The 24,470-nt window shown below is 63.4% G+C and carries 23 protein-coding genes and 1 tRNA gene; 14 read left to right on the top strand and 10 right to left on the bottom strand.

Features of this window, described 5'->3' with window-relative positions; translation table 11 throughout:
- Positions 1 to 223 precede the first annotated feature (223 nt).
- The 3 genes from ACOJSJ_RS11525 to ACOJSJ_RS11535 all read left to right on the top strand — a co-directional run bounded on the left by ACOJSJ_RS11525 (position 224) and on the right by ACOJSJ_RS11535 (position 2,944).
- The gene (locus ACOJSJ_RS11525) at positions 224 to 505 is read left to right on the top strand and encodes a LysR family transcriptional regulator (protein WP_420145123.1); all 282 of its coding nucleotides are present in this window, start codon (positions 224 to 226) and stop codon (positions 503 to 505) included.
- Between the two features lie 301 nt (positions 506 to 806).
- Positions 807 to 2,075, top strand: coding sequence for an ammonium transporter (locus ACOJSJ_RS11530; RefSeq protein ID WP_420145124.1), 1,269 nt, complete (start codon positions 807 to 809; stop codon positions 2,073 to 2,075).
- 5 nt (positions 2,076 to 2,080) lie between these two features.
- On the top strand, positions 2,081 to 2,944 hold the full coding sequence (locus ACOJSJ_RS11535; protein ID WP_420145125.1) for a glycosyltransferase: 864 nt from the start codon (positions 2,081 to 2,083) through the stop codon (positions 2,942 to 2,944).
- A 79-nt stretch (positions 2,945 to 3,023) separates the two neighbouring features.
- Here the strand turns inward: ACOJSJ_RS11535 and ACOJSJ_RS11540 are convergent, their stop codons facing one another.
- The gene (locus ACOJSJ_RS11540) at positions 3,024 to 4,355 is read right to left on the bottom strand and encodes an MFS transporter (protein WP_420145126.1); all 1,332 of its coding nucleotides are present in this window, start codon (positions 4,353 to 4,355) and stop codon (positions 3,024 to 3,026) included.
- Positions 4,356 to 4,544: 189 nt separating this feature from the next.
- On the opposite strand from ACOJSJ_RS11540, the gene cyoA reads away from it, so the two are divergent.
- The 7 genes from cyoA to ACOJSJ_RS11575 are packed head-to-tail and all read left to right on the top strand — an operon-like array spanning position 4,545 to position 11,311.
- The gene (gene cyoA / locus ACOJSJ_RS11545; protein ID WP_420145127.1) at positions 4,545 to 5,660 is read left to right on the top strand and encodes a ubiquinol oxidase subunit II; all 1,116 of its coding nucleotides are present in this window, start codon (positions 4,545 to 4,547) and stop codon (positions 5,658 to 5,660) included.
- A gap of 5 nt (positions 5,661 to 5,665) precedes the next feature.
- Positions 5,666 to 7,666 (top strand): cytochrome o ubiquinol oxidase subunit I, encoded by a 2,001-nt coding sequence (cyoB, locus tag ACOJSJ_RS11550; protein ID WP_420145128.1) that lies wholly within the window; start codon positions 5,666 to 5,668, stop codon positions 7,664 to 7,666.
- Between the two features lie 5 nt (positions 7,667 to 7,671).
- Positions 7,672 to 8,295, top strand: coding sequence for a cytochrome o ubiquinol oxidase subunit III (gene cyoC, locus ACOJSJ_RS11555; RefSeq protein ID WP_420145129.1), 624 nt, complete (start codon positions 7,672 to 7,674; stop codon positions 8,293 to 8,295).
- Positions 8,292 to 8,741 (top strand): cytochrome o ubiquinol oxidase subunit IV, encoded by a 450-nt coding sequence (gene cyoD, locus ACOJSJ_RS11560; RefSeq protein WP_420145130.1) that lies wholly within the window; start codon positions 8,292 to 8,294, stop codon positions 8,739 to 8,741. Before cyoC ends, cyoD begins: the two co-directional genes overlap by 4 nt.
- Positions 8,738 to 9,457 (top strand): SURF1 family protein, encoded by a 720-nt coding sequence (locus ACOJSJ_RS11565; protein ID WP_420145131.1) that lies wholly within the window; start codon positions 8,738 to 8,740, stop codon positions 9,455 to 9,457. Before cyoD ends, ACOJSJ_RS11565 begins: the two co-directional genes overlap by 4 nt.
- Positions 9,454 to 10,788: an ATP-binding protein gene (locus ACOJSJ_RS11570; RefSeq protein WP_420145132.1), complete on the top strand. Its 1,335-nt coding sequence runs from the start codon at positions 9,454 to 9,456 to the stop codon at positions 10,786 to 10,788. Before ACOJSJ_RS11565 ends, ACOJSJ_RS11570 begins: the two co-directional genes overlap by 4 nt.
- Positions 10,778 to 11,311, top strand: a complete 534-nt coding sequence (locus ACOJSJ_RS11575; protein WP_420145222.1) for a response regulator transcription factor — start codon at positions 10,778 to 10,780, stop codon at positions 11,309 to 11,311. Before ACOJSJ_RS11570 ends, ACOJSJ_RS11575 begins: the two co-directional genes overlap by 11 nt.
- Positions 11,312 to 11,333: 22 nt before the next feature.
- Here ACOJSJ_RS11575 and ACOJSJ_RS11580 read toward each other — a convergent pair.
- A tRNA-Gly gene (locus ACOJSJ_RS11580) sits at positions 11,334 to 11,407 on the bottom strand.
- A 47-nt stretch (positions 11,408 to 11,454) separates the two neighbouring features.
- Positions 11,455 to 12,366 carry a sugar kinase gene (locus ACOJSJ_RS11585; protein WP_420145133.1) on the bottom strand — a complete coding sequence of 304 codons (912 nt, stop codon included), beginning with the start codon at positions 12,364 to 12,366 and terminating at the stop codon, positions 11,455 to 11,457.
- A gap of 170 nt (positions 12,367 to 12,536) precedes the next feature.
- On the opposite strand from ACOJSJ_RS11585, the gene ACOJSJ_RS11590 reads away from it, so the two are divergent.
- Positions 12,537 to 14,507 (top strand): PAS domain S-box protein, encoded by a 1,971-nt coding sequence (locus ACOJSJ_RS11590; RefSeq protein WP_420145134.1) that lies wholly within the window; start codon positions 12,537 to 12,539, stop codon positions 14,505 to 14,507.
- Positions 14,508 to 14,649: 142 nt separating this feature from the next.
- A complete protein-coding gene (locus ACOJSJ_RS11595; protein WP_420145135.1) occupies positions 14,650 to 15,567 on the top strand; it encodes an alpha/beta fold hydrolase in 918 nt (305 codons plus the stop codon).
- Here the strand turns inward: ACOJSJ_RS11595 and ACOJSJ_RS11600 are convergent.
- Entirely contained in the window at positions 15,523 to 16,455 is a 933-nt protein-coding gene (locus ACOJSJ_RS11600) for an NAD(P)H-dependent flavin oxidoreductase (RefSeq protein WP_420145136.1), read from the bottom strand. The genes ACOJSJ_RS11595 and ACOJSJ_RS11600 overlap by 45 nt on opposite strands.
- Before the next feature lie 560 nt (positions 16,456 to 17,015).
- Between ACOJSJ_RS11600 and ACOJSJ_RS11605 the strand changes: the two genes are divergently transcribed.
- Positions 17,016 to 17,453 (top strand): hypothetical protein, encoded by a 438-nt coding sequence (locus ACOJSJ_RS11605; RefSeq protein WP_420145137.1) that lies wholly within the window; start codon positions 17,016 to 17,018, stop codon positions 17,451 to 17,453.
- 234 nt (positions 17,454 to 17,687) lie between these two features.
- On the opposite strand, the gene ACOJSJ_RS11610 is transcribed toward ACOJSJ_RS11605, so the two are convergent.
- The 4 genes from ACOJSJ_RS11610 to glmM all read right to left on the bottom strand — a co-directional run bounded on the left by ACOJSJ_RS11610 (position 17,688) and on the right by glmM (position 20,834).
- Positions 17,688 to 18,302, bottom strand: coding sequence for a ribonuclease HII (locus tag ACOJSJ_RS11610; RefSeq protein ID WP_420145138.1), 615 nt, complete (start codon positions 18,300 to 18,302; stop codon positions 17,688 to 17,690).
- Complete coding sequence (thiD, locus tag ACOJSJ_RS11615; RefSeq protein WP_420145139.1) at positions 18,295 to 19,179, bottom strand: bifunctional hydroxymethylpyrimidine kinase/phosphomethylpyrimidine kinase; 885 nt, start codon at positions 19,177 to 19,179, stop codon at positions 18,295 to 18,297. The genes ACOJSJ_RS11610 and thiD overlap by 8 nt, the downstream gene beginning before the upstream one ends.
- A complete protein-coding gene (locus ACOJSJ_RS11620) occupies positions 19,176 to 19,400 on the bottom strand; it encodes a DUF1272 domain-containing protein (RefSeq protein WP_420145140.1) in 225 nt (74 codons plus the stop codon). Before ACOJSJ_RS11620 ends, thiD begins: the two co-directional genes overlap by 4 nt.
- A 93-nt stretch (positions 19,401 to 19,493) precedes the next feature.
- Positions 19,494 to 20,834 (bottom strand): phosphoglucosamine mutase, encoded by a 1,341-nt coding sequence (gene glmM, locus ACOJSJ_RS11625; RefSeq protein WP_420145141.1) that lies wholly within the window; start codon positions 20,832 to 20,834, stop codon positions 19,494 to 19,496.
- A 123-nt stretch (positions 20,835 to 20,957) separates the two neighbouring features.
- Between glmM and ACOJSJ_RS11630 the strand changes: the two genes are divergently transcribed.
- Complete coding sequence (locus tag ACOJSJ_RS11630; protein WP_420145142.1) at positions 20,958 to 22,328, top strand: alanine/glycine:cation symporter family protein; 1,371 nt, start codon at positions 20,958 to 20,960, stop codon at positions 22,326 to 22,328.
- A 499-nt stretch (positions 22,329 to 22,827) separates the two neighbouring features.
- Here the strand turns inward: ACOJSJ_RS11630 and ACOJSJ_RS11635 are convergent, their stop codons facing one another.
- On the bottom strand, positions 22,828 to 23,010 hold the full coding sequence (locus ACOJSJ_RS11635) for a CsbD family protein (RefSeq protein WP_420145143.1): 183 nt from the start codon (positions 23,008 to 23,010) through the stop codon (positions 22,828 to 22,830).
- Positions 23,011 to 23,269: 259 nt separating this feature from the next.
- Positions 23,270 to 24,427, bottom strand: a complete 1,158-nt coding sequence (locus ACOJSJ_RS11640) for an N-acetyltransferase (protein ID WP_420145144.1) — start codon at positions 24,425 to 24,427, stop codon at positions 23,270 to 23,272.
- Positions 24,428 to 24,470: the final 43 nt, after the last annotated feature.

Below are 24,470 nucleotides of genomic sequence, written 5' to 3' on the forward strand. Positions count from 1 at the left end.
TCCCCCTCCCGCGAGCGGGAGGGGCAGCGAGACTTGCGCGCGCAGCGCGTTAGTCGCAGCGGGGTGGGCTTTCTCACCGTCCAGCCCACCCCCTAACCCCCTCCCGTAAACGGGAGGGGGAACATGTCCGACTTCGGCCGAAACCCACCATCCCGCCTTCCGCGTGACAGGCGATCCGCCTCACGCGCTGTCCTACACGCGCGTGTCTGATCTATCATGTCGGATGACACAGCATCCATCGCCCGCCGCGGCGCAAGCGGCATCCATCCCTTCCCCCGCCCGCTGGACGCCCCCCGCGCGGCAGCGGCTGTTCCTGACGGCGTTGCTGGACAGCGGCAATGTGTCCCATGCGGCGCGCGCGGTGGGCATGTCGCGATCCAGCGCGCACCGGTTGCGGCAAAGGCTGGCGGGGACGACGTTCGACCGGACATGGGAACAGGCATTGGTGCTGCATGCGGGGCGCATGGGCGATTCCTTCGCCGATCCGATGCACAACAAACGGTGAAGTCCGTCGCCTCACTGTCGCCTTGCTGGCGCGCGCCTGTCGCGTGGGTGACGCGCCGGTGGCGCGTATCTGTCGCTTTTGCGGCGCATTGCGGGCGCTTGAGCCGCTTTACCCCCGACGACGGTGTGAACTTCAACCTGTCGCGCCGATGTGACCCTGAATCTTCCATATTCAAACTGGCGCGACCTTCCAGAATATCTCCCCATGATGGCGATCCCGTCGTATCAGAGGCTCTGCTTATCGAAAACTTTACCAGCCCGCGTTTAGACCCGCCTGACTTTTGATTGCCGGATTTGCGACCATGCGCCTTTTTGCCGCCCTGCCCGTCCTTGCCGCCATCGCCCTGCCGCAACCTGCCCTTGCGCAGGTCGCCGTGGCCGACAGCGGCGATACCGGCTGGATGATCCTGTGCGCCCTGCTGATTCTGCTGGCGGCCCTGCCGGGCCTGATGCTGCGTCATGCCGGGCGGGTGAATGTGCGCAACGCGCTGTCGGTGTCGGCGCAGGGAGCCGCGGTCGCCGCCATCGCCGCGCTGACATGGGCGATCGCGGGATACAGCATCGCCTATGCGCCGGGCAGCCCGTGGCTGGGCGGCGGCGGCAATCTGCTGCTCGCCAATCTGGCGGCTTTGCGCGACGGGCTGACCGTGCCCGAATCGGCGTTCGTACTGTTTCAGCTTGGGCTGGCGATGCTGGCCGCATGCCTGATGATCGGCGCGGTGGCGGAACGCACGCGGGTGGGATGGTGGATCGCCTTCACCCCGCTATGGATTCTGCTGGTCTATGCGCCGGTCGTCCATGCGATATGGGGCGGCGGCTGGCTCGCCGATCTGGGCGTCATGGATTTTGCGGGCGGGCTGGTGCTGCATGCAACGGCGGGCTTTTCCGCGCTCGCCCTTGCGCTGATCGCCGGTGCACGGCGGGACGCGTCGGACCCCGGCCACGCCCCGCTGATCAGCATGGCGGGCGGCGCACTGCTGTGGGTCGGCCTGTCGGGCGCAGTCGGCGGATGGGCACTGGGCGCGACGGACGATGCCGCCACCGCCATCCTCAACCATATGTTCGCGGCCTGCGCCGCTGCGCTGGGCTGGGCGCTGATTGACCGGCTGCTGGGCGGAAAGGCCCGCGCCACCGGCATCCTGTCGGGAGCGCTGGCCGGGACCGCCGCCATATCCGCCTGCGCCGCGCTGGTGGGTACGGGCGGCGCCATGCTGATCGGGGTGACCGCCGCCTTGGTCGCGCGCATCGGCTGGGGCATGGTGTCGGGCAAGGTGGACGACAGCGCCGTCTTTGCCATTCACGGGATTGGCGGCCTGATCGGCACGATGCTGCTGCCCATTTTCGTGCTGCCGCTGATGGGCGGGGTCGGGTTCGACGCCAATATCACGCTGACCGGCGCGCTGACGTCGCAGGCGATCGGGCTGGTGGTCGTCGCCCTATGGGCCATGGTCGGCAGCGCGATCGCGGCGCTGATCGTTTCCGTGGCAATCCCCATGCGAGTTGGCGCGCAGGCGGAATCGGACGGCCTCGACATCAGCGAACATGGCCAGCAGGGCTGGGATTTTCGTTGAGGGCCATGCCTGTCGCCGTCGCCATTTTTGCGTATCAGGAAGAAAGGCGGATCGCGCTCAGTATGGCGTCGATCCCGCTCGATCGGCCGGATATGACCGTCCATGTGCTGGTGAACGGCACGACGGATTCCACCGCCGCGCGGGCCAGGGACGCGGCCGCCGGACGCGCCAATGTCATCGTCCACGACATTGCGCGGGGCGGCAAGTCGCGGACGTGGAACCACATGGTTCACGACCTGCTGACCGGGGATGAGGATGCGGTGATCTTCATGGATGGCGACGCGCAGATTACGCCGGGCGCCTTCGACGCGCTGCTGGCCGATCTGGCGGCCCATCCGCATGCCAATGCGGCGGCGGGCATGCCGATGAACGGGCGCATGGCGGCGGTCTATCAGCAGGGATTGCGCGACGAAGGGGGGCTGTTCGGCGACCTTTACGCCCTGTCGGGCCACTTTATCCGGGCGATCCGGGCGCGCGGCCTGCGCCTGCCCGAAGACCTGATCGGCGACGACGGGCTGGTCGCCGCCTGGGCGCATACCGATTTGCAGGATGACGGGCATTGGGTGCATGACCGGCTGCTCGCCTGCAAAGGGGCCGGCTTCATCGCGGAACAGGTCAGCATCGCCCGCCCGTCAACATGGGCGATGCAATATAAGCGGCTGATCAACTATTCGGTCCGTTTCTACCAGAATCGGATCATATCCGACATCATGACGCGCAAAGGGCCGGACGGCCTGCCCACGCGGCTGTCGGACCTTTATGCCCAATGGCTTCCCCGCTGGCGCCCGCGCGCGGGCCTGACCGGATGGTTCGACCGCATGGCGCTGGACCGGATGCGCAAGGCCGCAAGCCAAAGCGCGTTGCGATAAATTCACCGCAGCGCGCTTTGCATGTTTCGTTATGGCGGCCCGCCCCGACGGTACGGGGCAGGCCGCTTCGTTACAAGGTTCAGCGGTCGCGGCCCGCCAGTTCCTTGTTGATATAAAGTGCGGCCATGGTGGCGATCGCGCCGGACAGCAGATAGATGCCCGAAGCCGCCAGACCGAATTTCACCGACAGCAGCAGCGCGACCAGCGGCGCGAAACCTGCCCCGACCAGCCAGGCAAGGTCGGACGTCAGCGCCGAACTGGTATAGCGGGCCTCCGTCGCGAAATTGGACGCCACTACGCCGGAGGATTGACCAAAAGCCAGACCCAGCAGCATGAAGCCCAGGATCATGAAGGCGACCTCACCCAGTTCGCCACCGTTCAGCAGCAGCGGCGCCATCAACGCAAAGACCGCAATGCCCATCGCCGACCAGCCGAGCAGCGAGCGGCGACCGATCTGGTCGGCGATGAAGCCCGAAACGACGATGGCGAGCAGGCCGACCGAGGCGCCGATCATTTCGATGATGAGGAAGCGGTCCAGCGGCTGATCGGTATAGAGCGCAACCCAGCTGAGCGGGAAGACGGTGACCATATGGAACAGCGCGAAGCTCGCCAGCGGGGCGAAGGCGCCGATGACGATGTTGCGCCCTTCCCTTTGCAGCGTCGGGAGCACCGGCGAAGGTTGCAGATCGCGCTGTTCGAACAGACGTTCGAATTCATGCGTCACGACGATGCGCAGGCGAGCGAACAGCGCCACGACGTTGATTGCGAACGCCACGAAGAAAGGATAGCGCCAACCCCAGTCAAGGAAATCCGCCTTGCCCATGTTGAGCAGGAAGAAGGCGAACAGGCCGCTCGCCACCAGCAGCGCCAGCGGCGCGCCGAGTTGCGGGACCATCGCATACCATCCGCGCTGATGCGGCGGGGCGTTGAGCGACAACAGAGAGGCAAGGCCGTCCCATGTTCCGCCCAGCGCAATGCCCTGCGCCGCGCGCAGGATGATCAGCACGATCGCGGCATAATGGCCAATCGTCGCATAGCCGGGCATGAACGCGATCGACGCCGTGGACCCGCCGAGCAGGAAGAGCGCGATGGTCAGTTTCGTACCGCGACCAAAACGCCGGTCGACGGCCATGAAGATCAGCGAACCGATGGGCCGCGTGATGAAGGCCACGGCAAAGATCGCAAAGGAATAAAGCGTGCCGGTCAGCGCATCCACATAGGGGAAGACCAGACTGGGAAACACGATCACCGAAGCGATGGCGTATACGAAGAAATCGAAAAATTCGGAGGTACGACCGATGATAACCCCGATCGAAATGTCACCCGGCGCAATCTTGTGGTCGCGCGCGTTGATGGCGCGCGCATCATCCTCAAGTGGCGTGGAGGTGAAGGCAATGGCCCCTGAAGTCATAGACACCCGCTCCTTGGCAAGGCCACCGGTGCGGTTAATGTCGTCTGCCAGTGGCCGTGGAATCACAGCATAACAGAAAACCCGCAGAGTCTAAGCAGTATCCCACACCCAAAACATTTTTTGCATTTGCACACAATTGGACAAATTGCCCACTATCCGACTCCTTGCGGAACCATTAGGCGCGCGCCCATGGCTAACCCACTCTCCCCCAACTGGATCAGGCGTTTGCGCTGGTCCGCTCCGATCCTTGCGGCGCCCCTGGCGGGCTGCAACTGGGTCGTGATGAATCCGTCGGGCGATGTTGCGGTGCAAGAGCGCGATCTGATCCTGATTTCGGTCGCGCTGATGCTCCTCATCGTCATCCCTGTCATGGCGATGATCGTGTGGTTCGCGGTGCGCTATCGCGCCACGAACGAAGCGACGCAAAAGGACTATGATCCCGAATGGGACCACAGCACCAAGCTGGAACTGCTGATCTGGTCCGCACCGCTGCTGATCATCATTGCGCTGGGCGCAGTGACGTGGGTTAGCACGCACAAGCTGGACCCCTATCGTCCGCTCGACCGGATCGATGCGAACACCGCGATCGACCCCAAGGCCAAGCCGCTGACGGTTCAGGTGGTCGCGCTCGACTGGAAATGGCTCTTCATCTATCCCGAACTCGGCATCGCGACCGTCAATGAAATGGCGTTGCCGACCAACGTCCCGGTGCGGTTCGACATCACCGCGTCGACCGTGATGAACAGCTTCTACGTTCCTGAACTCGCCGGTCAGATCTACGCCATGCCCGGCATGAAGACCCAGCTGCACGCCGTGGCCAACAAGGTCGTGACGGGCACGGGCTTTTCCGCCAACTATTCGGGCGCCGGCTTCACCCATATGCGCTTTGGCTATAAGGCGCTGGACCGCGCCGGTTTTGACGCCTGGGTCGCCAAGGTGAAGAGCAGCAACACCGTCCTTGACCGCAACGTCTACCTCGCCCTTGCCAAGCCGTCGGAAAAGGCGCCGGTTGCCTATTTCGGCGTCAACGACGCCAAGCTGTTCGATGCGGTCGTCAACTTGTGCGTCAAGCCGGGTCAGCGCTGCATGAGCGAGCTGATGCACATCGACAAGATGGGCGGCGCAGGCAAGGAATCGGCGAAGGAAACGCAAGGCCTTCAGTACGACGTTCCCAACAGCCATGTGATCGAACAGACCGATCTGAACAAGGGGCAGGAAACCGCCCCCGACGCGCCCGGCGCGGCTCAGGCTCCGGCCGATCACTCCTCTCACAGCGGCGCTGACGCGCACGCGCAGCATCGGTAAGGCCCATGACTGGCACAATGACAACAGCACAGATGATCTTTGGTCGTCTGACATGGGACAGCTTCCCATGGCATGAGCCCATCGTCGTCGCGACATTCTGCGCGGTGGTTCTGGGCGGCGCGGCGGTGGTCGCAGCGCTCACCTATTTCAAGCTATGGGGCTATCTCTGGAAAGAGTGGTTCACCAGCGTCGATCACAAGAAGATCGGCATCATGTACATGGTGCTGGGCCTCATCATGTTCCTGCGCGGCTTCGCCGACGCCCTGATGATGCGCATGCAGCAGGCCGTCGCCTTCAACGGTTCCGAAGGCTATCTGAACGCACACCATTATGATCAGGTGTTCACCGCCCACGGCGTCATCATGATCTTCTTCGTGGCGATGCCGTTCATCACCGGCCTGATGAACTATATTGTCCCGCTCCAGATCGGCGCGCGCGACGTCAGCTTCCCGTTCCTGAACAACTTCTCGTTCTGGATGACCACGGGCGGCGCGGTGCTGGTGATGGCCTCGCTGTTCCTGGGTGAATTCGCCCAGACCGGCTGGCTCGCCTATCCGCCGCTGTCGGGGATCGATTACAGCCCGGCCACAGGTGTCGACTATTATATCTGGGCGCTACAGGTGGCCGGTGTCGGGACGACATTATCGGGCATCAACCTGATCGTGACCATCGTGAAGATGCGCGCGCCCGGCATGAGCCTGATGAAGATGCCTGTCTTCACCTGGACCTCGCTCTGCGCGAACATCCTGATCGTCGCGTCCTTCCCCATCCTGACCGCCACGCTGGTCCTGCTGTCGCTCGACCGCTATGCCGGCACCAACTTCTTCACGAACGACTTCGGCGGCAACCCGATGATGTACGTGAACCTGATCTGGATCTGGGGTCATCCCGAAGTCTATATCCTCATCCTGCCGCTGTTCGGCGTTTTCTCCGAAGTCACCTCGACTTTCTCCGGCAAGCGTCTGTTCGGCTATACCTCGATGGTTTACGCCACCTGCTGCATCATGGTGCTGTCCTACCTCGTGTGGCTGCACCACTTCTTCACCATGGGTTCGGGCGCCAGCGTCAACAGCTTCTTCGGCATCACGACGATGATCATTTCGATCCCGACGGGTGCGAAGCTGTTCAACTGGCTCTTCACCATGTATCGCGGCCGCGTCCGCTTCGAACTGCCGATGATGTGGACCGTCGCGTTCATGCTGACCTTCACGGTCGGCGGCATGACCGGCGTGATGCTGGCGGTTCCGCCCGCCGACTTCGTGCTGCACAACTCGCTGTTCCTGATCGCGCATTTCCATAACGTGATCATCGGCGGCGTGCTGTTCGGCCTGTTCGCGGCGATCAACTTCTGGTGGCCCAAGGCGTTCGGCTACAAGCTGAACCAGTTCTGGGGCAAGGTGTCCTTCTGGTGCTGGCAGGTCGGTTTCTGGATGACCTTCACCCCGCTCTACATTCTGGGCTTCATGGGCGTGACGCGTCGCATGCGGGTGTTCGACGACCCCAGCCTGCACATCTGGATGATCATCGCCGCCGTCGGCGTGACCATCGTGGCAGCGGGCATCGGGGCCATGCTGGTGCAGTTCGCAGTCTCCATCTGGAAGCGCGACGAACTGAAGGTGGAAGGCGATCCATGGAACGGCCGTACCCTGGAATGGTCGACCAGCTCGCCCCCGCCCGAATATAATTTCGCCTTCACGCCGGTCGTCTATGACGCCGACAGCTGGGCGGACATGAAGAAGAGCGGTTATCAGCGTCCGCTGACCGGCTATCAGGCGATCCACATGCCCAGCAACACCGGTTCGGGCGTGATCCTGGCCGCGCTGTCGACGATCTGCGGCTTTGCCCTGATCTGGTACATGTGGTGGCTGGCTGGTCTCAGCTTCATCGGGCTGATCGGCTTCGCGATCTTCCACACCTTCAACTACGAGCGCGACTATTACATCCCGGTCGAGGATGTGACGCGCACCGAGGAAGAGCGTACGCGCATCCTCGCCGCTGGAGTCTGACTGACATGAGCAGCGCAACTGCAAACACGGAACCTCGGGCATTCCACCTGCCCGAGGAACCCCACCTCCACGAAGGCCACAGCACCATGCTGGGCTTCTGGATGTACCTGATGAGCGACTGCCTCATCTTCGCCATCCTGTTCGCCACCTATGCGGTGCTGGGCGGCAGTTTCGCTGGCGGCCCCGGCCCCAAGGATCTGTTCGACCTGCCGCTGATCGCGATCAACACCGCGATGCTGCTGTTTTCGTCCATCACTTATGGCTTTGCCATGCTGGCGATGGAAAAGAACAAGGTCAGCGCCACGCAGGGCTGGCTTTTCGTCACGCTGCTGTTCGGCGGGGCGTTCCTGTTCATCGAACTCTACGAATTTTCGCACCTGATCCATGAAGGTGCGGGTCCGTGGCGTTCGGCGTTCCTGTCGGCCTTCTTCACGCTGGTCGGCACGCACGGCCTGCACGTGACCTTCGGTTCGATCTGGCTGATCACGCTGATGGTGCAGGTCGCAAAGAAGGGCCTGATCCCGGCCAACAAGCGTCGCCTGCTGTGCCTGTCCATGTTCTGGCACTTCCTGGACGTCATCTGGATCGGCGTCTTCACCTTTGTCTATCTGATGGGAGTCCTGCGGTGAGCGACGCTGTCCATAGCCACAACGCCCAGGGACATGGGCAAGATCATCACGACGATCATCATGAAGAAGGCGCCCATGGCACCTTTGGCAGCTATATGATCGGGTTCGGCCTGTCGGTAATCCTGACGGCCATCCCGTTCTGGCTGGTGATGTCGAACGTGCTGGGCGATGCCAAGCTGACCGGCATCATCATCATCGCCTTTGCCGCGGTGCAGGTGATCGTCCACATGATCTACTTCCTGCACATGAACACCCGCATCGAAGGCGGCTGGTCGTTCATGGCCATGATGCTGACGCTGGTGCTGCTGGTGATCGTGCTCGCCGGGTCGACATGGGTCATGTATCACATGAACACCAACATGATGCCGCACGACATGGACATGACGGGCGAAATGCAGACCAGCCATGACATGGATGCCATGGCGAACATGAGCGAAATGCCGTGACAACGGCGCAAGACGGGGGGCGTGCAAGGCGCTCCCCGGCTTTCACGATCGGGCTGAGCCTGATCGCCCTGATCCTGTTCTGCGGCTTCGGCGCGCTGGGCGCGTGGCAGGTCTATCGGCTCGGCTGGAAACGCGACCTGATTGCCCGTGTCGATGCCCGCATCCACGCCGCACCCGTCGCCCCGCCCGCCGCCGCGACGAAGGCAGACGAATATCGCCGCGTCGCACTGACCGGCACATTCCAGCATGACAAGGCCGCCCTGACGCAGGCCGTCACCATATATGGCCCCGGCTTCTGGGTGCTGACGCCCCTTCGCAGCGACGACGGCACCGTGACCCTGATCAATCGCGGCTTCGTGCCCAGCCGCACCGCCGTTTACGACCGTCCCTCAGGGCCAATGCGGATCACCGGCCTGCTGCGCCTGACCGAACCGGGCGGCGGTTTCCTGCGCAGCAACGATCCGGCCGCCGACCGGTGGCATTCGCGCGACGTCGCCGCTATCGCGAAGGCGCGCGGACTGGGGCGGACGCGCGGCTATTTCATCGACGCAGAACGCACCCCCTCCCCCACCGGCTATCCGATCGGCGGGCTGACCGTGGTGCAGTTTCCCAACAATCATCTGCAATATGCCATCACATGGTTCATACTGGCGGCGATGACCGTCGGCGCCTATATGCTGGTCATGCGACAGACGGGCAAAGATCGCCAGGGATGACCCCGCCGCCAGCCAGACGCCGACGCTGGCTGCCCGGCCGCTGGCCCGCCGATGCGGCCGGGCGACGCAATATGGTGTTGCTGGTCCAGTTGCGCTGGATCGCCATCGCCGGTCAGGTTGGCACCATCGGCTTCGTGCATTTCGGGATGGACATCCACCTGCCAATCGCATCGATGCTGGTCGTGCCGTGCATCGCCACCATGATGAACATCGGCAGCCTGATGGTGCTGCGGCGGCGCACCGACATCACCCATGCCGAACTGTTCCTGGCGCTGCTGTTCGACGTCTTTGCCCTCACCACCCAGCTTTACCTGAGCGGCGGTGCGACCAATCCTTTCGTTTCGCTCTATCTGGTGCAGGTGGCGCTGGGCGCGATATTGCTCCATCGGTGGAGCGCATGGGGGATCGTGGTCGTGTCCACGCTCTGCGCGGCGATGCTGGCTTTCGTCTATCGACCGCTCAACCTCAACGAAGCGCTGCAAGGCCATCTGTTCGATCTGCATATCGTGGGCACATGGATATGCATCACCATGATCGCGGTCCTGCTGGTGCTTTTCATGACGCGGGTCACGCAGAATTTGCAACAGCGCGAAGCCTATCTCGCCCGGTTGCGGCAGCAGGCGGTGGAGGAAGAACATATCGTCCGCATGGGGCTGCTCGCGTCGGGCGCCGCGCATGAGCTGGGCACGCCGCTCGCTCAGCTGGCCGTCGTGCTTGGCGATTGGCGGCATATGCCCGAAATCAGGCAACATCCCACGCTGGTCGAGGAAGTGGGCGAGATGGAAGCCGCGGTCAAACGGTGCAAGACCATCCTGACCGGCATATTGATGTCGGCGGGCGAAGCGCGCGGCGAAGCGCCGGAAATCACCAATGTCCGCACCTTCATCGACATCATCGCGCGCGACTGGCGATCGGCCAATCCCGGCATGCCGCTGCGCTGCGATTTCGGCCCGCACGATTATCCCCGTATCGTCGCCGATCCGGTGATCCGTCAGGCGGTGACCAACCTGCTCGACAATGCGCGGGAAGCGGGCGCCAGCTATATCAACATGATGGTCAGCCGCGACAGCCAGTGGCTGCATATCGCGGTGCGCGACAACGGGCGCGGGTTCGATCCCGCGATGCTGGCCGATGTCGGCAAACCCTATCGGTCCAGTAAGGGGAAACAGGGCGGCGGGCTGGGCCTGTTCCTGGTGGTCAATGTCGTGCGCAAGCTGGGCGGACGGGTCGATGCCAGCAATGGCGCAGATGGCGGCGCGATGGTGCAGTTGCGCCTGCCCTTCGCCACGCTCGCGCTGGAGGAAGAGGAGGAGAATGGCGATGACGCATGACCGGCAGTTGCTGATCGTCGAGGATGACGAAACATTCGCCCGAACGCTGAAACGTTCCTTCGAACGGCGTGGCTATGACGTGCTGCACGCCGACAGCCTGGAAAAGGTGACGGCGCTGCTGGCCAGTCATCGGCCCGGCTTTGCGGTCGTGGACCTGAAACTCGGCCCGCAATCGGGCCTTGCCTGCGTTCAGGCGTTGCATGCGCATGATCCCGCCATGCTGATCGTGGTGCTGACCGGCTTTGCCAGCATCGCCACGGCGGTCGAAGCGATCAAGCTGGGCGCGACCAACTATCTCGCCAAACCGTCCAACACCGATGACATCGAAGCCGCATTCGCCCGGTCCGGCGGCGATCCGGCCACTCCCCTTGCCCCGCGCCCGACGTCGATCAAGACGCTGGAGTGGGAGCATATTCACGAAGTGCTGAAAGACAGCGATTTCAACATATCGGAAGCCGCCCGCAGGCTGGGCATGCATCGCCGGACGCTGGCGCGCAAACTGGCGAAGCGGCAGGTCGGCTAAAACCGCTGGATGTTGGCGGGAATGGAGCGGGTGAGGGGAATCGAACCCCCGTCGTCAGCTTGGGAAGCTGCTGCTCTACCATTGAGCTACACCCGCGCGCTGATCCGCCCATGGCGCAAGCCATGGGCCGCTGTCAACTCAGTTCAGCCGTAGGGTGCAGCCGCGTCGCGGGCGGGGATCGCGCCGCGACGGCCGATATTCCACCCCGCCAGCCGATGCCCGGCCAGCGCCGCTTCATGCGGATCGGCCCCCGCCAGCCGCGCATGCAGGTAGCCGCCGTTGAAGGCATCCCCTGCGCCGCTGGAATCGATCACATCGACGCGCTGCGGAATGTCCACGGTCCGGCCCGCGACAAGGCAGCCTTCGCCGCCCAGCTTGACGACGACATCCTTGCCTTCCCCCGCGCCCCAGCGCGTCGCGGCATCCTGCGCATCGTCGGCTTCGCCCATTTCGACTTCATCCGCCAGCGTCGGCAGGCCCATGTCGCTGACCGCAATCGCCCGGTCGCGCCAGTGGCGCGCCGTCGCCGCATCTTCCCACAGGCGCGGGCGATAATTGCCGTCAAAGGCGATGCGCCCGCCATTGGCCCGCACCTGAACGCACAGATCGAGCAGCGCCTCCCGCCCGGAATCGGGCAGGATGGCAAGCGTGATCAGCGAGAAATAAAGAAGGTCGGATTGCGCCGCCTGCGCGACCATGGCCGCGCTTTGCGGAAATTCGAACATGCGCCGGGCGGCGGCTTCGCTGCGCCAGTAATGAAAGCTGCGTTCGCCGGCGGCATCGGTTTCGATGGCATAGAGGCCGGGCAGACGCCCCTGCGCGGCGATGACCAGCGATGTATCGACGCCTTCCGCCTGCCATTGATTCAGCAACTCCGCGCTCATCGGATCGGCGCCCAGGGCGCTGGCCAGCCGAACCCGGTCGCCCGCGCGCGCCAGGTGGATGGCGGTGTTGATGACGTCCCCGCCATAGCGCAGGTTCCAGCTGTCGCCTTCGCCCCGGCTCAGCTCCAGCATCGCTTCCCCAATGACCGTAATCGTCGCCTTCGTCGCCATGCCTGTCCCGCTCCCTGTGATGGGGGCGTGGTGGGCAGAGCGGCGTTTCAAGTCAAGAGGCTGTAACGATATGGCAAAAAGGATCGTTACCGGAACATTTGCCCTGCCCCACTGTTTTGCCCATGGCAAAGAGATGATGTGGCGCAAGCGGCGTCCGATTTGGGGACCAGATGACAACCGCCTTTAACGACGCCATGGGCAACCGCTTCGAACTGCTGGTGCAAAGCGTCACCGACTATGCGATCTTCATGCTGGACCCCAACGGCATCGTCGCCAGCTGGAACGCGGGTGCGCGGCGGTTCAAGGGATATGAAGCCGACGAAATCATCGGCCAGCATTTTTCGCGTTTCTATACCGCGGACGAACAGGCGCTGGGCATCCCCGCCCTCGCCCTGCAGGCGGCCGAGCATGATGGCCAGTTCGAGGCGGACGGATGGCGCGTCCGCAAGGATGGCGGGCAGTTCTGGGCCAATGTCGTCATTCGCCCGATCCGCGCGCCCGGCGGAGAATTGCTGGGCTTTGCCAAGGTTACCCGCGACCTGACCGAACGCCGCGCAGCACAGGAAGCGTTGCGGGAAAGCGAGGAACGGTTCCGCCTGCTGGTACAGAGCGTGACCGATTATGCCATCTATATGCTGGACCCGGTAGGCACGATCACCAGCTGGAACATGGGGGCCGAACGGTTCAAGGGCTATCGCGCGGAAGAGATAGTCGGCGAGAATTTCTCCCGTTTCTACAGCGAAGAGGACCGGATGGCCGGATTGCCGTCGCGCGCGTTGCATACCGCACAGGTTGAAGGCCGGTTCGAAGCTGAAGGATGGCGCATACGCAAGGACGGATCGCGTTTCTGGGCCAGCGTGGTGATCGCCCCGATCCATAATGACGGCGGGCTGCTGATCGGCTTTGCGAAAATCACCCGCGACCTGACCGAGCGGCGGGAAGCGCAGCGAGCGCTGGACGAAGCCCGCGATGCCATCATCCAGACGCAGAAGATGGACGCCATCGGCAAACTGACCGGCGGGGTGGCGCATGATTTCAACAATCTGCTGGCGGTCATCGTCGGCAGTCTGGATCTGGCCCGGCAACGGATGGCGACCGGCGGCGACATCAGCCGGTATCTGGACAATGCGATGACTGCGGCCGACCGGGGCGCCACGCTGACGCAGCGCATGCTGGCCTTTGCCCGCAAGCAGGAACTGAAGTTCCAGAGCGTGGATTGCATCGCGCTGGTGCGCGGCATGGCGGAACTGTTCCGCACGACGCTGGGCGCGATGGTTTCGGTAGAAACCCGTTTCCCGCTGACGATCGCCACCGCCCATGCCGATCCGGCGCAGCTGGAACTGGCGCTGCTCAACCTGGCGGTCAACGCCCGCGACGCCATGCCGAACGGCGGCAGGATCATCATCGAAGCGACCGAAATCAACGTGGCGCAGGGCGAGCGGCCCGACCTGACGCCCGGAGGCTATATCCGCCTGTCGGTGGTCGATGAGGGCGAAGGGATGGACGCCGCGACTCTGGAACGGGCGCGCGAACCCTTCTTCACCACAAAGGGCGTGGGCAAGGGCACCGGGCTTGGCCTGTCGATGGTTCATGGCTTTGCCCAGCAATGCGGCGGATCACTGACCATCGCCAGCGATCCGGGGTTGGGAACGGCGGTGTCGCTATGGCTGCCGGTGGCGGACAGCGACGGGGATGTCGAAGCGGCGATCGCCATCGCCGAAGAACAGCAGGCGCTGGACAGGCCATTAGTCATATTGGCGGTGGACGATGACGATCTGGTGCTGACGAACACGGCGGGCATGCTGGAAGATATGGGCCATACCGTATTCCGGGCATCATCCGGCGCGGATGCATTGCGATTGCTGGAGCGGGGCAGCGTCGATCTGGTCGTGACGGACCACGCCATGCCGGGAATGACCGGCGCGCAGCTGGCCGATGCGATCGAGGAACGGCTGCCCGGCCTGCCGGTCATCATCATCACCGGCTTTGCCGAACTGCCGCCCCATGCATCGCGCCGTCCGCGGCTGGACAAGCCATTTCGGCAGGCGGAGCTGGCCCATATCGTATCAGGCACGATGCATGGCAACATCAGGGCCGTCATGACGGGATCGCCCACGGACATGCCGCCGCCCGAACTTTAACGTCGTTCGGAGATATTGCCGCGAAATATTGGAAAAGTCGCCATTCCGTCGCTCTTTGCTTGCAACATCGATCCGGTTCGCCAATGGGGAAACGATCTTTCCCGGACGGCACCAGAGCCGAAGGCCAGGACAAAAGGACCGCATGGACATTTCGCCCGCCCCGACGCCGACATCGCATTTCTTCACGTCGCTGCGGACCCGGCTCCATTATCTGGACTGGGGCAATCCGTCGGCACCGACGCTGATTCTGGTGCATGGCGGGTTCGATCATGCGCGCAGCTGGGACTGGACCGCGCGGGCATTGTCGCGCGATTTCCATGTCATCGCGCCGGACCTGCGCGGCCATGGCGACAGTGGATGGTCGCTGGACGGCTGTTACCCGATCGCCAACTATGTCTATGACCTGGCCCAGCTGATCGATATGCTGGACCGGTCGCCCGTCACCATCGTCGGCCATTCGCTGGGCGGTGCGATCAGCCTGCGCTATTCGGGCCTTTTCCCCGAAAAGCTGCACCGGCTGGTCGCCATAGAAGGGCTGGGCCTGTCGCCGATGCGGCTGAAGGAAAGCGCCGAAAAGCCAGCGCCCGACGTCTGGCGTGCATGGATCGACGGGCGTCGCGCCCGCGCCCGGCAAATGCCGCGCCGTTACCCCACGATAGAGGCCGCCGTCGGGCGGATGCGCGAACGCAACGAGCAGCTGACGGTCGAACAGGCGTTGCACCTGACCAGCCATGGCGTCAACCGCAACGAAGATGGCAGCTATAGCTGGAAATTCGACCCCTATCTGAAGGGCATGCTGCCCGACGCCGTCAACGAACTGGACCTGCCCGATTTCTGGCAACGGATCATCTGCCCCACTTTGTTGTGCCTGGGGCAGGACAGCTGGGCGTCCAACCCGGAAAAGGATGGCCGCATCGGCCATTTCCGCGATGCCCGGCTGGTGGAGTTCGAAAAGGCGGGCCATTGGCTGCACCACGACCAGTTCGACCGGTTCATCGCGGAACTGCGCGGGTTCTTACAGGGCGATGCCGGCGACAGCCGATCTGTAGTCCGCCTGTAACCCGGCGATGAAGTCGGCCGCCGGCTGAACCCGGTCGATCGCGCCGATCCCCTGACCGCAGCCCCAGACGTCGCGCCACGCTTTCTTGTCGCCGCCGGTGAGCGACGCGAAGTCCATGTCGCTCGCCTTGGGCAGGGCATCGGGATCGAGGCCCGACGCCACGATGCTGGGGCGCAGATAATTGCCATGAACCCCGGTGAAGACGTCGGAATAGACGATGTCGGCGGCATGACTGTCGATGATCATCTGTTTATAGGTGGCGTCCGCATTGGCTTCGGTCGTGGCGATGAAGGGCGACCCCATATAGGCGAGGTCGGCGCCCATCATGCGCGCGGCGGCAATCGACCGTCCCGTCGCGATGGAGCCGGACAGCGCCAGCGGCCCGTCGAACCAGCTGCGGATTTCCTGCACGAGGGCGAAGGGCGACAGCGTGCCCGCATGCCCCCCTGCCCCGGCGGCGACCGCGATCAGGCCATCCGCGCCCTTTTCGATCGCCTTGCGCGCGAACATGTCGTTGATGACGTCATGCAGGACGATGCCGCCATAGCTGTGGATCGCGGCATTCACATCCTCCCGCGCGCCGAGCGAAGTGATGACGATGGGCACCCGATATTGCACGCACAGCGCCAGATCCTCCTCCAGCCGCGTATTGGTGCGGTGGACGATGAGGTTGACGGCGAAGGGCGCGTCGGCCTGCGTCAATTCGGCCTGTAGCCGTTGCAGCCATGTTTCGAACATGCCGGACGGGCGGGCGTTGAGCGAGGGAAATGCCCCCACGATCCCGGCACGGCATTGCGCCAGCACCAGATCGGGCTGCGAAATGATGAACATCGGAGACCCGATCAGCGGCAAGGACAGGCGGCCTTCCAGCAAAGTCGGCATGGTCATGAACGAACGTCTCCTCTCTTATCTCTGCACCATGGGCTAACACCGGCGAGGCGCGGGAAAAAGGGCCAAATCCTGCGGGGCACGGGGTTGGCTGGAGCAATGGCCCGCCGACCATAGCGGCCGGACGCGTCCGTCATCCCTTGCCGTAGCGGAACGATGCGACGGCGCAGGTCGAGCGGGACAGGAAGTTTTTTGCGCATTCCCAGGGTCACAACGGCGCGACAGTCGAAGTTCACACCGTTGTCAGGGGTATGACCGGCGATTCGCCCCCTTTGCGCCGCAAACGCGCCTGCCGCGCGACAGATACGCGCCGCATGCGCCACAGCAACGCAATGGGCACGCGACAGTGGCGCGACACCAAACACGCCTTTTCACACAGAAATTTCGATCGGCCGGTGCGGGATGGCGAAATGGGCGGCCTGCTTCATCCGTGATTGTAGATTAGATCAAATCCTACATTGGAAGCAGATCATCGCCCCCTACCCGTGTCTGTGCCCGTCGTTACGGGGCGCATTGCGGCTGCGCTATCGGAGCGGCCCCACTTCTGTTATGATGGGCCGATGCTGAAAAGATCGTTCCCGGCGATGCTGATCGCGCTCGCTTGCCTGATGGTTGCGCCTGCGGGGGCCGCGACGGCGCCTGCCACTGGCGCGACGCCGCCGCCCCCCTCGGTGCCGACGCTGGCGCAGACCAGAGGCCTGTCCTGTACCGGCGACGATCGGTCCGTGCGCGAAATCGTGATCGACTTTACCGCCGGTCGCTGGCGCGAAGGCGGGTCGGGCTGGACCAAGATCGCGGCGCAGGACGATTCGACGATTACGCTGGTCAAGCAGGGCGGCGGCTTTATCGACGGCATATTGAGCGATACGCGGCGGCTGGAGCAGTTGGACCGGGCGACGCTGGTTCTTTCCACCCAGCTGCGCGCCGGGCTGATCGACGAAGCGCGATCCTATCATTGCAAGATCGTGGAGCCGTTCGACGCGAAGCGGCAGATTTAAGAGCATTTCCGAAGCAGATGGCATCATCTGCTGGGTCGGAAAATGCGGTGACGGCTGGAGCATGGCGTGGCGGCACCGGGTGGTGCGGCCGATGGCTGGCGGAAGCGGACCTCTTTCGTCATGCCTGCGCAGGATCGCGTCCTCGTTGATCTGGCGTGTCATGGCCTGAGATCCCAGCCTTCGCTGGGATGACCATGGGGGTTCGGCTTCGTAAGCCGCCCGTCCCGCGCGCCCCTAAAGCAGGCTGAGTTGCGCGACCGGGGCGAAGCTGCGGCGATGGAGCGGGGTCGGGCCATGTTCGCGCAGCGCCGCCATATGCCTGGTGCTGCCATAGCCCTTGTTGCTTTCCCAGCCATAATGCGGGTGATCCGCCGCTGCCGCGATCATGAAGCGGTCGCGTTCTTCCTTCGCAAGGATGGAGGCCGCCGCGATGGACAGGCATTTGGCGTCCCCCTCCACGACGGCGGTCGATGGCCAGCGCCAGTCCGGGCAGCGCCCGTGCGGATTGAAATTGCCGTCGACCAGCACATGCGCGCAATCATGGGGCAGCCCCGCCATCGCGCGGGTCATGGCCAGCATCGTCGCCCAGAGGATGTTGATGTCGTCAATTTCCGCGACCGTCGCGACGCCGATGTGCCAGCACAGCGCGCGGGCCTTTATCTGCGTTTCCAATATGGCGCGCTTCTTTGCGCTCAGCTGCTTGGAATCGTTGAGGCCTTCGGGAATATCGTCGGCGCGCAGGATGACGGCGGCGGCAATCACCGGCCCGGCAAGCGGACCACGCCCCGCTTCATCGACCCCGGCGACAAGGCCGGGATGATGGATCAGTTCGTGCGTATAATCAGGCATCGCCATAACGCGCGGCAAACGCCGCCGCATCCCAGCCATCATCATCCTTTGCGGCGCACAGATGGTAGAAGGGCGTCAGGCCCATCGCATGGCCCATCGGCCCATGGCCACCACCAAGCCCCGGCGCGGCGGCGAGCGCGCAGGCGACGAAGGCTTCCGCCCGGTCCACGGCATCCCCCAATGACAGGCCATGGCCAAGACCGGCGGCAACGGCGCTGGCCAGCGTACAGCCGGTGCCATGGCTGTGGCGCGTATCGATCCGCCGGATCGAAAAATCGGCGACCATATCTTCATCGACCAGCAGGTCGTGAATCGTCGGCTGATCGTCCTGCGGCTGTTGCGGCAGATGGCCGCCCTTGGCCAATATGATCGATCCGGTCCGTGCGCGCAGCGCCTGCGCCGCATCCTCCAGCCCGTCGAGATCGATAATAGTCCGGCCGGTCAGCGCCTGCAATTCCGGCAGGTTGGGCGTGATGACGGTGGCGACCTGCATCAGTTTTTCAAAGGCCGTAATGGTGGCGTCGTCCGCCAGCATCGACCCGCTGGTCGCGACCATGACGGGGTCGAACACGATGGGAATGTCGTCAAGGCTGGCGAGGCGTTCGGCGACGGCCGCAGCGGTCTGCGCTGATCCGATCATGCCGATCTTGACCGCGTCCACGCCAATGTCGCCGATGCAGCTTTCCATCTGCGCCAGCACCATGTCGGTCGGGATCGGGTGGACGCCCTGTACGCCCAGCGTATTTTGCGCGGTGATCGCGGTGATGGCGGTCATGCCGAAACCGCCCAGCAGGGTCACGGTCTTCAGATCGGCCTGAATGCCCGCGCCGCCGCCGCTGTCCGACCCGGCGATGATGAGGATGCGCGCTGGCGTCATCCCCGATATTTGCGGACGGTGGAGGCCGGATTGGCGGCCAGCGCCTTACCCATGCGGGTCGGGCGGTCCATCAGCTCGCCGCCGCAATTGGGGCAACGATCGTCCAATGCCTCCGCACAGGGCGCGCAAAAGCTGCATTCGAAGGAGCAGATGAATGCGCCCGGCTCATCGGCGGGCAGATCCGTGCCGCAGCGTTCGCAATCGGGGCGCATTTCAAGCATGGGTGGCCCCTGCCCGTTCGGTTCGATCCTGTCGAGAGCGAAGCACAGGGTTCCCGACAGGCGCGAACCGAACGGAGGTGGAAACAGGACCGGTCACGCCGCCGCCTTTTCCACCGCGGCGCAGATGCGGTCCACCACATCCTTCACCTGATCTTCCCGGTCGCCTTCGGCCATGACGCGGATGACCGGTTCTGTGCCCGACGGGCGGATGACGATGCGGCCGGTGCCGTTGAGTTCGCTTTCCGCCTGCGCGATGACGCGTTTCACATCATCATGTTCCAGCGGCCTGCCACCGGAAAAGCGGACATTTTTGAGCAGTTGCGGCACGGGGTCGAACTGGTGCAGCGTTTCGCTGGCGGGTTTGCCGGAACGGACCAGCGCGGCCAGCACCTGAAGCGCAGCGACGGTGCCGTCGCCGGTCGTGGCATAATCGGACAGGATCATGTGGCCCGACTGTTCGCCGCCGACATTGAAGCCGCCCTCCCGCATGCGTTCCAGCACGTAGCGGTCGCCGACCTTGGTCCGTTCAAGGCCGATGCCCTGCCCGGACAGGAAGCGTTCAAGGCCCAGGTTGGACATGATCGTCGCGACGAGGCCGCCGCCGCGCAGCGTCCCTTCCCGCGCGAAATTGGAGGCGATCAGGGCCATGATCTGATCCCCGTCGACAAGTCGGCCCTTTTCATCGACCACGATCAGGCGATCCGCGTCGCCATCCAGCGCGATGCCGATGTCCGCGCCCGACGATACGACGGTTTCCTGAAGCAGCATCGGCGCGGTCGATCCGCAGCCGTCGTTGATGTTGACGCCATTGGGGGTGACGCCGACCGCAACGACGGTGGCGCCCAGTTCCCACAGGGCCGATGGCGCGACCTGATAGGCGGCACCATTGGCGCAATCGACCACGATTTTGAGGCCATCGAGCCGCAGGTCGGCGGGGAAGCTGGATTTGACCGAGTGGATGTAGCGGCCACGCGCATCTTCCACGCGGCGGGCGCGACCGATGTCCTTCGACGCGGCGAGCGGAATGTCCTGCCCCAGCAGGGCTTCGATCTTCAGTTCATCCTCATCCGACAGCTTGTAGCCGTCCGGGCCGAACAGCTTGATCCCATTGTCATAATAGGGATTGTGGCTGGCGGAGATCATGACGCCAAGGTCCGCGCGCATCGAATGGGCGAGCAGCGCGACGGCAGGCGTCGGGATGGGGCCGAACTGCACGACGTCCATGCCCACGGCAGTGAAGCCCGCGACCAGCGCATTTTCGACCATATAACCCGACAGCCGCGTATCCTTGCCAATCACCACGCGATGGCGGTGGCTGCCGCGCAGGAAATGGGTGCCCGCCGCCATGCCGACTTTCATCGCGAGATCGGGGGTCATGGGCCATTGGTTGGTGCGGCCGCGAATGCCGTCTGTGCCGAAATATTGCCTGCTCATGCCGCCCGTCATGCACCGGAGGGTGGCCCTCTATCAACCCTCAACCGTCGATGCCGAACCGGACTGGACCGCATCAAGTTTTTCTTGATCGACTTTCCCCCGCCGTCGCGGCATCGGCATGGGATGGAAAATTTCAATGCGTTCGTCGACGGGCTGTCCGCCGCCATATTCTTCAAGGTACCGTTGTTTGGCGCGCAGATCGAGCTGATCGTCCTCTATCTGGCGTTGCCGATGCTGTTCTTTACCCTATGGCTGGGCTTCCCCAATGTGACACAGGTCGGTCGGGCGATCCGCATCCTGAAATCCCAGCCGAACGAAGGCGAGGCGAAGGGCGATGTCAGCCAGTGGGCGGCGCTGTCCACCGCGCTGTCGGGCACCATCGGCCTTGGCAACATCGCGGGCGTCGCGGTGGCGCTGACCATGGGCGGGCCGGGTGCGATATTGTGGATGTTCATCATCGGATGGTTCGCCATGACGGTGAAGATGGCCGAAGTGACGCTGGGCCTGAAATATCGCGTATTCGACAGCCGCGGCCATGTGCATGGCGGGCCGATGTATGTGCTCAAAGCCGTGGGCGCAGCGCGGGGATGGCCGAAAATCGGCGCGGCGCTGGGCGGGGCCTACGCCTTTTTCGCGCTGTTCGGGGCGATCCCGATGGTGCAGGTCAACCAGAGCTTTGCGCAGGTGAAGGTCGTGACCGGCATGACCAACGGATGGGCCTATGGCGTGTTCATCGCGAGCGCGGTCGCGTTGGTGACGCTGGGCGGCGCGGCATGGCTGGGCGAGGTGTCAAAACGGCTGACGCCGCTGAAAGTCGCGGTCTATCTGGGCGGGGTCGCAGCGATCCTGATCCTGCATGCGGGCGCGATTCCCGGCGCGCTGGCGCTGATCTGGAACGGGGCGTGGAGCGGCGATGCGGCGACCGGGGGCGCGGTGGGCGCTTTCGTCGCGGGGATGCGGCGCGCGGTATTCGCCAGCGAAGCGGGCGTGGGTTCGGCGGTCATGGCGCATAGTCTGGCGCGGACCCAGCATCCGGTGTCGGAAGGACTGGTCGCTTTGCTGGAGCCGTTGCTGGGCACGATGATCGTGTGCGCGCTGGGCGGCCTGGCGCTGGTGGTCGCGGGGACGTGGAACGGCGGGCTGGAAGGGATCGCCATCACATCGGCCGCCTTTGCCAAAGTGTCGCCATGGTTCCCATGGCTGCTGGCGGTCGTGGTGTTCCTGTTTGCCTATTCCACGCTGGTCGCATGGGGATTTTATGGTTTGCAGGCGTGGGGTTACCTGTTCGGCAACGGACCGCGGGCGCAATGGACGTACAAGATCCTGTACGTCGTCGCCCTGCCCCCGGCCGCCGCGATCGACCTGGGCCGGGTGGTCGGGATCGTGGACAGCAGCTTTTTCCTGATGGCCATTCCCAATGTCATCGCCCTTTACCTGTGCGCCGGGGAATTGCGGCGGGACGTGAAAGCCTATCTGGCGGGGGGCGAGGCGTAGAGTATTTTCGAAGCAGATGGCATCATCTGCCGGATCGGAAAATGCGGAAAGCAAAAGAGAAATGGAGCATGATCCGATTGAGGGTGAGCGGATCATGCTTCGGATTTGTCCGTTCGCTTCGGGCTAAGTGGAGCGGCGGAAGGCGGCGCGCTGGCGTGTCTTGACTGCGCTCGAAGCGAACGGTGCTGGTCTGGCGTGATCGCGCTTAACTTCGCACATTTCCCGCTTAATCGGACATTTTCTTGCGTGGCGTTGATCCTATCGACATGCGGATATTTGCTGTCTGCGTTGATTGCGCGGCTTACGCCATGGCTTCTCGACAGGCTCGACCGAACGGAGGGAAAGGTTAGCCCCCCTCGGAGAGAAGATCGTACCGAATGGAGAGAGGGTCGCGCCAGATGGAAAGGCTAATGCCATTTCCACCCTGTAGGACAGAAATGCAAAAAGGCCCCGCTCCCATCGGGAACGAGGCCTTTGCATTCGTGCAGACGGCGTGGCGTCAGATCTTGTCGCCGACCGCGCCCTTGACCGATCCGGCGATGTCCTGCGCCGTACCCTTGGCCTTTTGCGCCTTGCCTTCGGCTTCGAGGCGTTCGTTATCGGTCGCCTTGCCGATGCCTTCCTTGATCGAACCGGCCGCCTTGTTACCGGCTGCCTTCAGCTTGTCGGTCGCTTCACCCATGGTCAAACTCCTTCACATGGTGGTTTGAAGAGAGAACGAGCCATGGGCAACGCGGTTGCAACCGGAACGGGCGCGCAATGATTATTTCAATATTACGAAAGCCTTAGAGAGTGTTTGAGATATCGCGAAGGAGCGATTTCCAAAGCTGAACCGGCCCTCTTCCCCACCCGGCCGCCCAACGGCAGTATTTTATGGGTGGCCGGGTGGGGGAGCGGGCTGATGCAGCAATGCGCTGAAAGGCGCATTCCAAAACACTCCCTTAAAGCGGCTTTTCGTAAATCTGGTAGATTTTGTTCACTTTGCTGTCGATCGCGTCGGCGATGGCGTTCATCCCCTGATTATCGTCCAGCACCCAGCCGATTTCACCGCGCGTCGACCCATAATGGGCGGTCGCGTTGCGGCGGATATATTCGATCATCATGAAGGCGAGCTGGCTGGCCATGCGCGAGGACTGAAGCCGTTGCACCACGCCCATCAGCGGCACGCGCATGGTGCGGCAATTGGGCTTCTTCAGCCATTTGAGCAGCTTTATGAAACCGAACGGGAAGAGCGAGCCGTTAAGCGGCTTCACCGCTTCGTTAAGGTCGGGCAGCGTCATCATGAAGGCGACCGGTTCGCCATCCAGTTCGGCGATCATGATCAGATCTTCGAACACGATGGGCTTGAGCTTCTTGCCGGTATGCGCGACCTCCGCATCGGTGATCGGCACGAAACCCCAGTTATTGCCCCATGCATCGTTCAGGATCGACAGGATAATCGCCGCTTCCTTGTCGAATTTCGACTTGTCGACCTTACGAATGGTGATGCGGGGGCTTTTTTCGCCCGACTGGACGATACGCTGAATAAGCGGCGGAAATTCCTGCGCAATGTCCAGCTCATAGGTTTTGAGCTGCTTGACGGGGGCATAGCCCGCCCCTTCGATCATCGCCTGATAGGCGGGGCTGTTATGGCCCATCATCACCGTTGGCGGATGCTCGTGCCCGGCGATCAGCAGGCCGGGTTCTTCCCAGATGGACAGCGAGATCGGCCCCAGCACGCGGATCATCCCCTTGCCCCGCAGCCAGTTTTCGGCCGCGGCGATCAGCGCATCGCCGACCGTCTTGTCCTCCGCTTCGAACAGGCCGAAATTGCCGGTGCCCGGCCCCATCCCCTGTTCGACCGGCTGGGCCAGCGCCAGATGATCGATATGGGCGGAAATCCGGCCCACGACCTGTCCACCGCGACGGGCAAGGAAATATTGCGCCTCCGCATGGCCGAAAAAGGGGTTTTTCCCCGGCGTCAGCAATTCCTTCACCTCAGCCTTGAGCGGCGGCACCCAATTGGGATCATTGGCATAGAGCCGCCAGGGCAGATCGATAAAAGCCTTGAGGTCCGACTTGCCGGATACGGGGGTGATAACCAGATCAGTATGCGCCACTTGTGCCGCCTTCGAGGAAAAAAGGAATGCGGAGCAGTTCGAC

Origin of the sequence: Sphingobium sp., assembly GCF_048594625.1 — a bacterium.
Lineage (GTDB): Bacteria > Pseudomonadota > Alphaproteobacteria > Sphingomonadales > Sphingomonadaceae > Sphingobium.

What these genes read in the sequence shown, in the direction of transcription:
- ACOJSJ_RS11525 (WP_420145123.1), top strand. Translation starts at nt 224, where the DNA reads ATGACACAGCATCCATCGCCCGCCGCGGCGCAAGCGGCATCCATCCCT.
- ACOJSJ_RS11530 (WP_420145124.1), top strand. Translation starts at nt 807, where the DNA reads ATGCGCCTTTTTGCCGCCCTGCCCGTCCTTGCCGCCATCGCCCTGCCG.
- ACOJSJ_RS11535 (WP_420145125.1), top strand. Translation starts at nt 2,081, where the DNA reads ATGCCTGTCGCCGTCGCCATTTTTGCGTATCAGGAAGAAAGGCGGATC.
- ACOJSJ_RS11540 (WP_420145126.1), bottom strand. Translation starts at nt 4,355, where the DNA reads ATGACTTCAGGGGCCATTGCCTTCACCTCCACGCCACTTGAGGATGAT.
- cyoA (WP_420145127.1), top strand. Translation starts at nt 4,545, where the DNA reads ATGGCTAACCCACTCTCCCCCAACTGGATCAGGCGTTTGCGCTGGTCC.
- cyoB (WP_420145128.1), top strand. Translation starts at nt 5,666, where the DNA reads ATGACTGGCACAATGACAACAGCACAGATGATCTTTGGTCGTCTGACA.
- cyoC (WP_420145129.1), top strand. Translation starts at nt 7,672, where the DNA reads ATGAGCAGCGCAACTGCAAACACGGAACCTCGGGCATTCCACCTGCCC.
- ACOJSJ_RS11570 (WP_420145132.1), top strand. Translation starts at nt 9,454, where the DNA reads ATGACCCCGCCGCCAGCCAGACGCCGACGCTGGCTGCCCGGCCGCTGG.
- ACOJSJ_RS11575 (WP_420145222.1), top strand. Translation starts at nt 10,778, where the DNA reads ATGACGCATGACCGGCAGTTGCTGATCGTCGAGGATGACGAAACATTC.
- ACOJSJ_RS11585 (WP_420145133.1), bottom strand. Translation starts at nt 12,366, where the DNA reads ATGGCGACGAAGGCGACGATTACGGTCATTGGGGAAGCGATGCTGGAG.
- ACOJSJ_RS11590 (WP_420145134.1), top strand. Translation starts at nt 12,537, where the DNA reads ATGACAACCGCCTTTAACGACGCCATGGGCAACCGCTTCGAACTGCTG.
- ACOJSJ_RS11595 (WP_420145135.1), top strand. Translation starts at nt 14,650, where the DNA reads ATGGACATTTCGCCCGCCCCGACGCCGACATCGCATTTCTTCACGTCG.
- ACOJSJ_RS11600 (WP_420145136.1), bottom strand. Translation starts at nt 16,455, where the DNA reads ATGACCATGCCGACTTTGCTGGAAGGCCGCCTGTCCTTGCCGCTGATC.
- ACOJSJ_RS11605 (WP_420145137.1), top strand. Translation starts at nt 17,016, where the DNA reads ATGCTGAAAAGATCGTTCCCGGCGATGCTGATCGCGCTCGCTTGCCTG.
- ACOJSJ_RS11610 (WP_420145138.1), bottom strand. Translation starts at nt 18,302, where the DNA reads ATGCCTGATTATACGCACGAACTGATCCATCATCCCGGCCTTGTCGCC.
- thiD (WP_420145139.1), bottom strand. Translation starts at nt 19,179, where the DNA reads ATGACGCCAGCGCGCATCCTCATCATCGCCGGGTCGGACAGCGGCGGC.
- ACOJSJ_RS11620 (WP_420145140.1), bottom strand. Translation starts at nt 19,400, where the DNA reads ATGCTTGAAATGCGCCCCGATTGCGAACGCTGCGGCACGGATCTGCCC.
- glmM (WP_420145141.1), bottom strand. Translation starts at nt 20,834, where the DNA reads ATGAGCAGGCAATATTTCGGCACAGACGGCATTCGCGGCCGCACCAAC.
- ACOJSJ_RS11630 (WP_420145142.1), top strand. Translation starts at nt 20,958, where the DNA reads ATGGAAAATTTCAATGCGTTCGTCGACGGGCTGTCCGCCGCCATATTC.
- ACOJSJ_RS11635 (WP_420145143.1), bottom strand. Translation starts at nt 23,010, where the DNA reads ATGGGTGAAGCGACCGACAAGCTGAAGGCAGCCGGTAACAAGGCGGCC.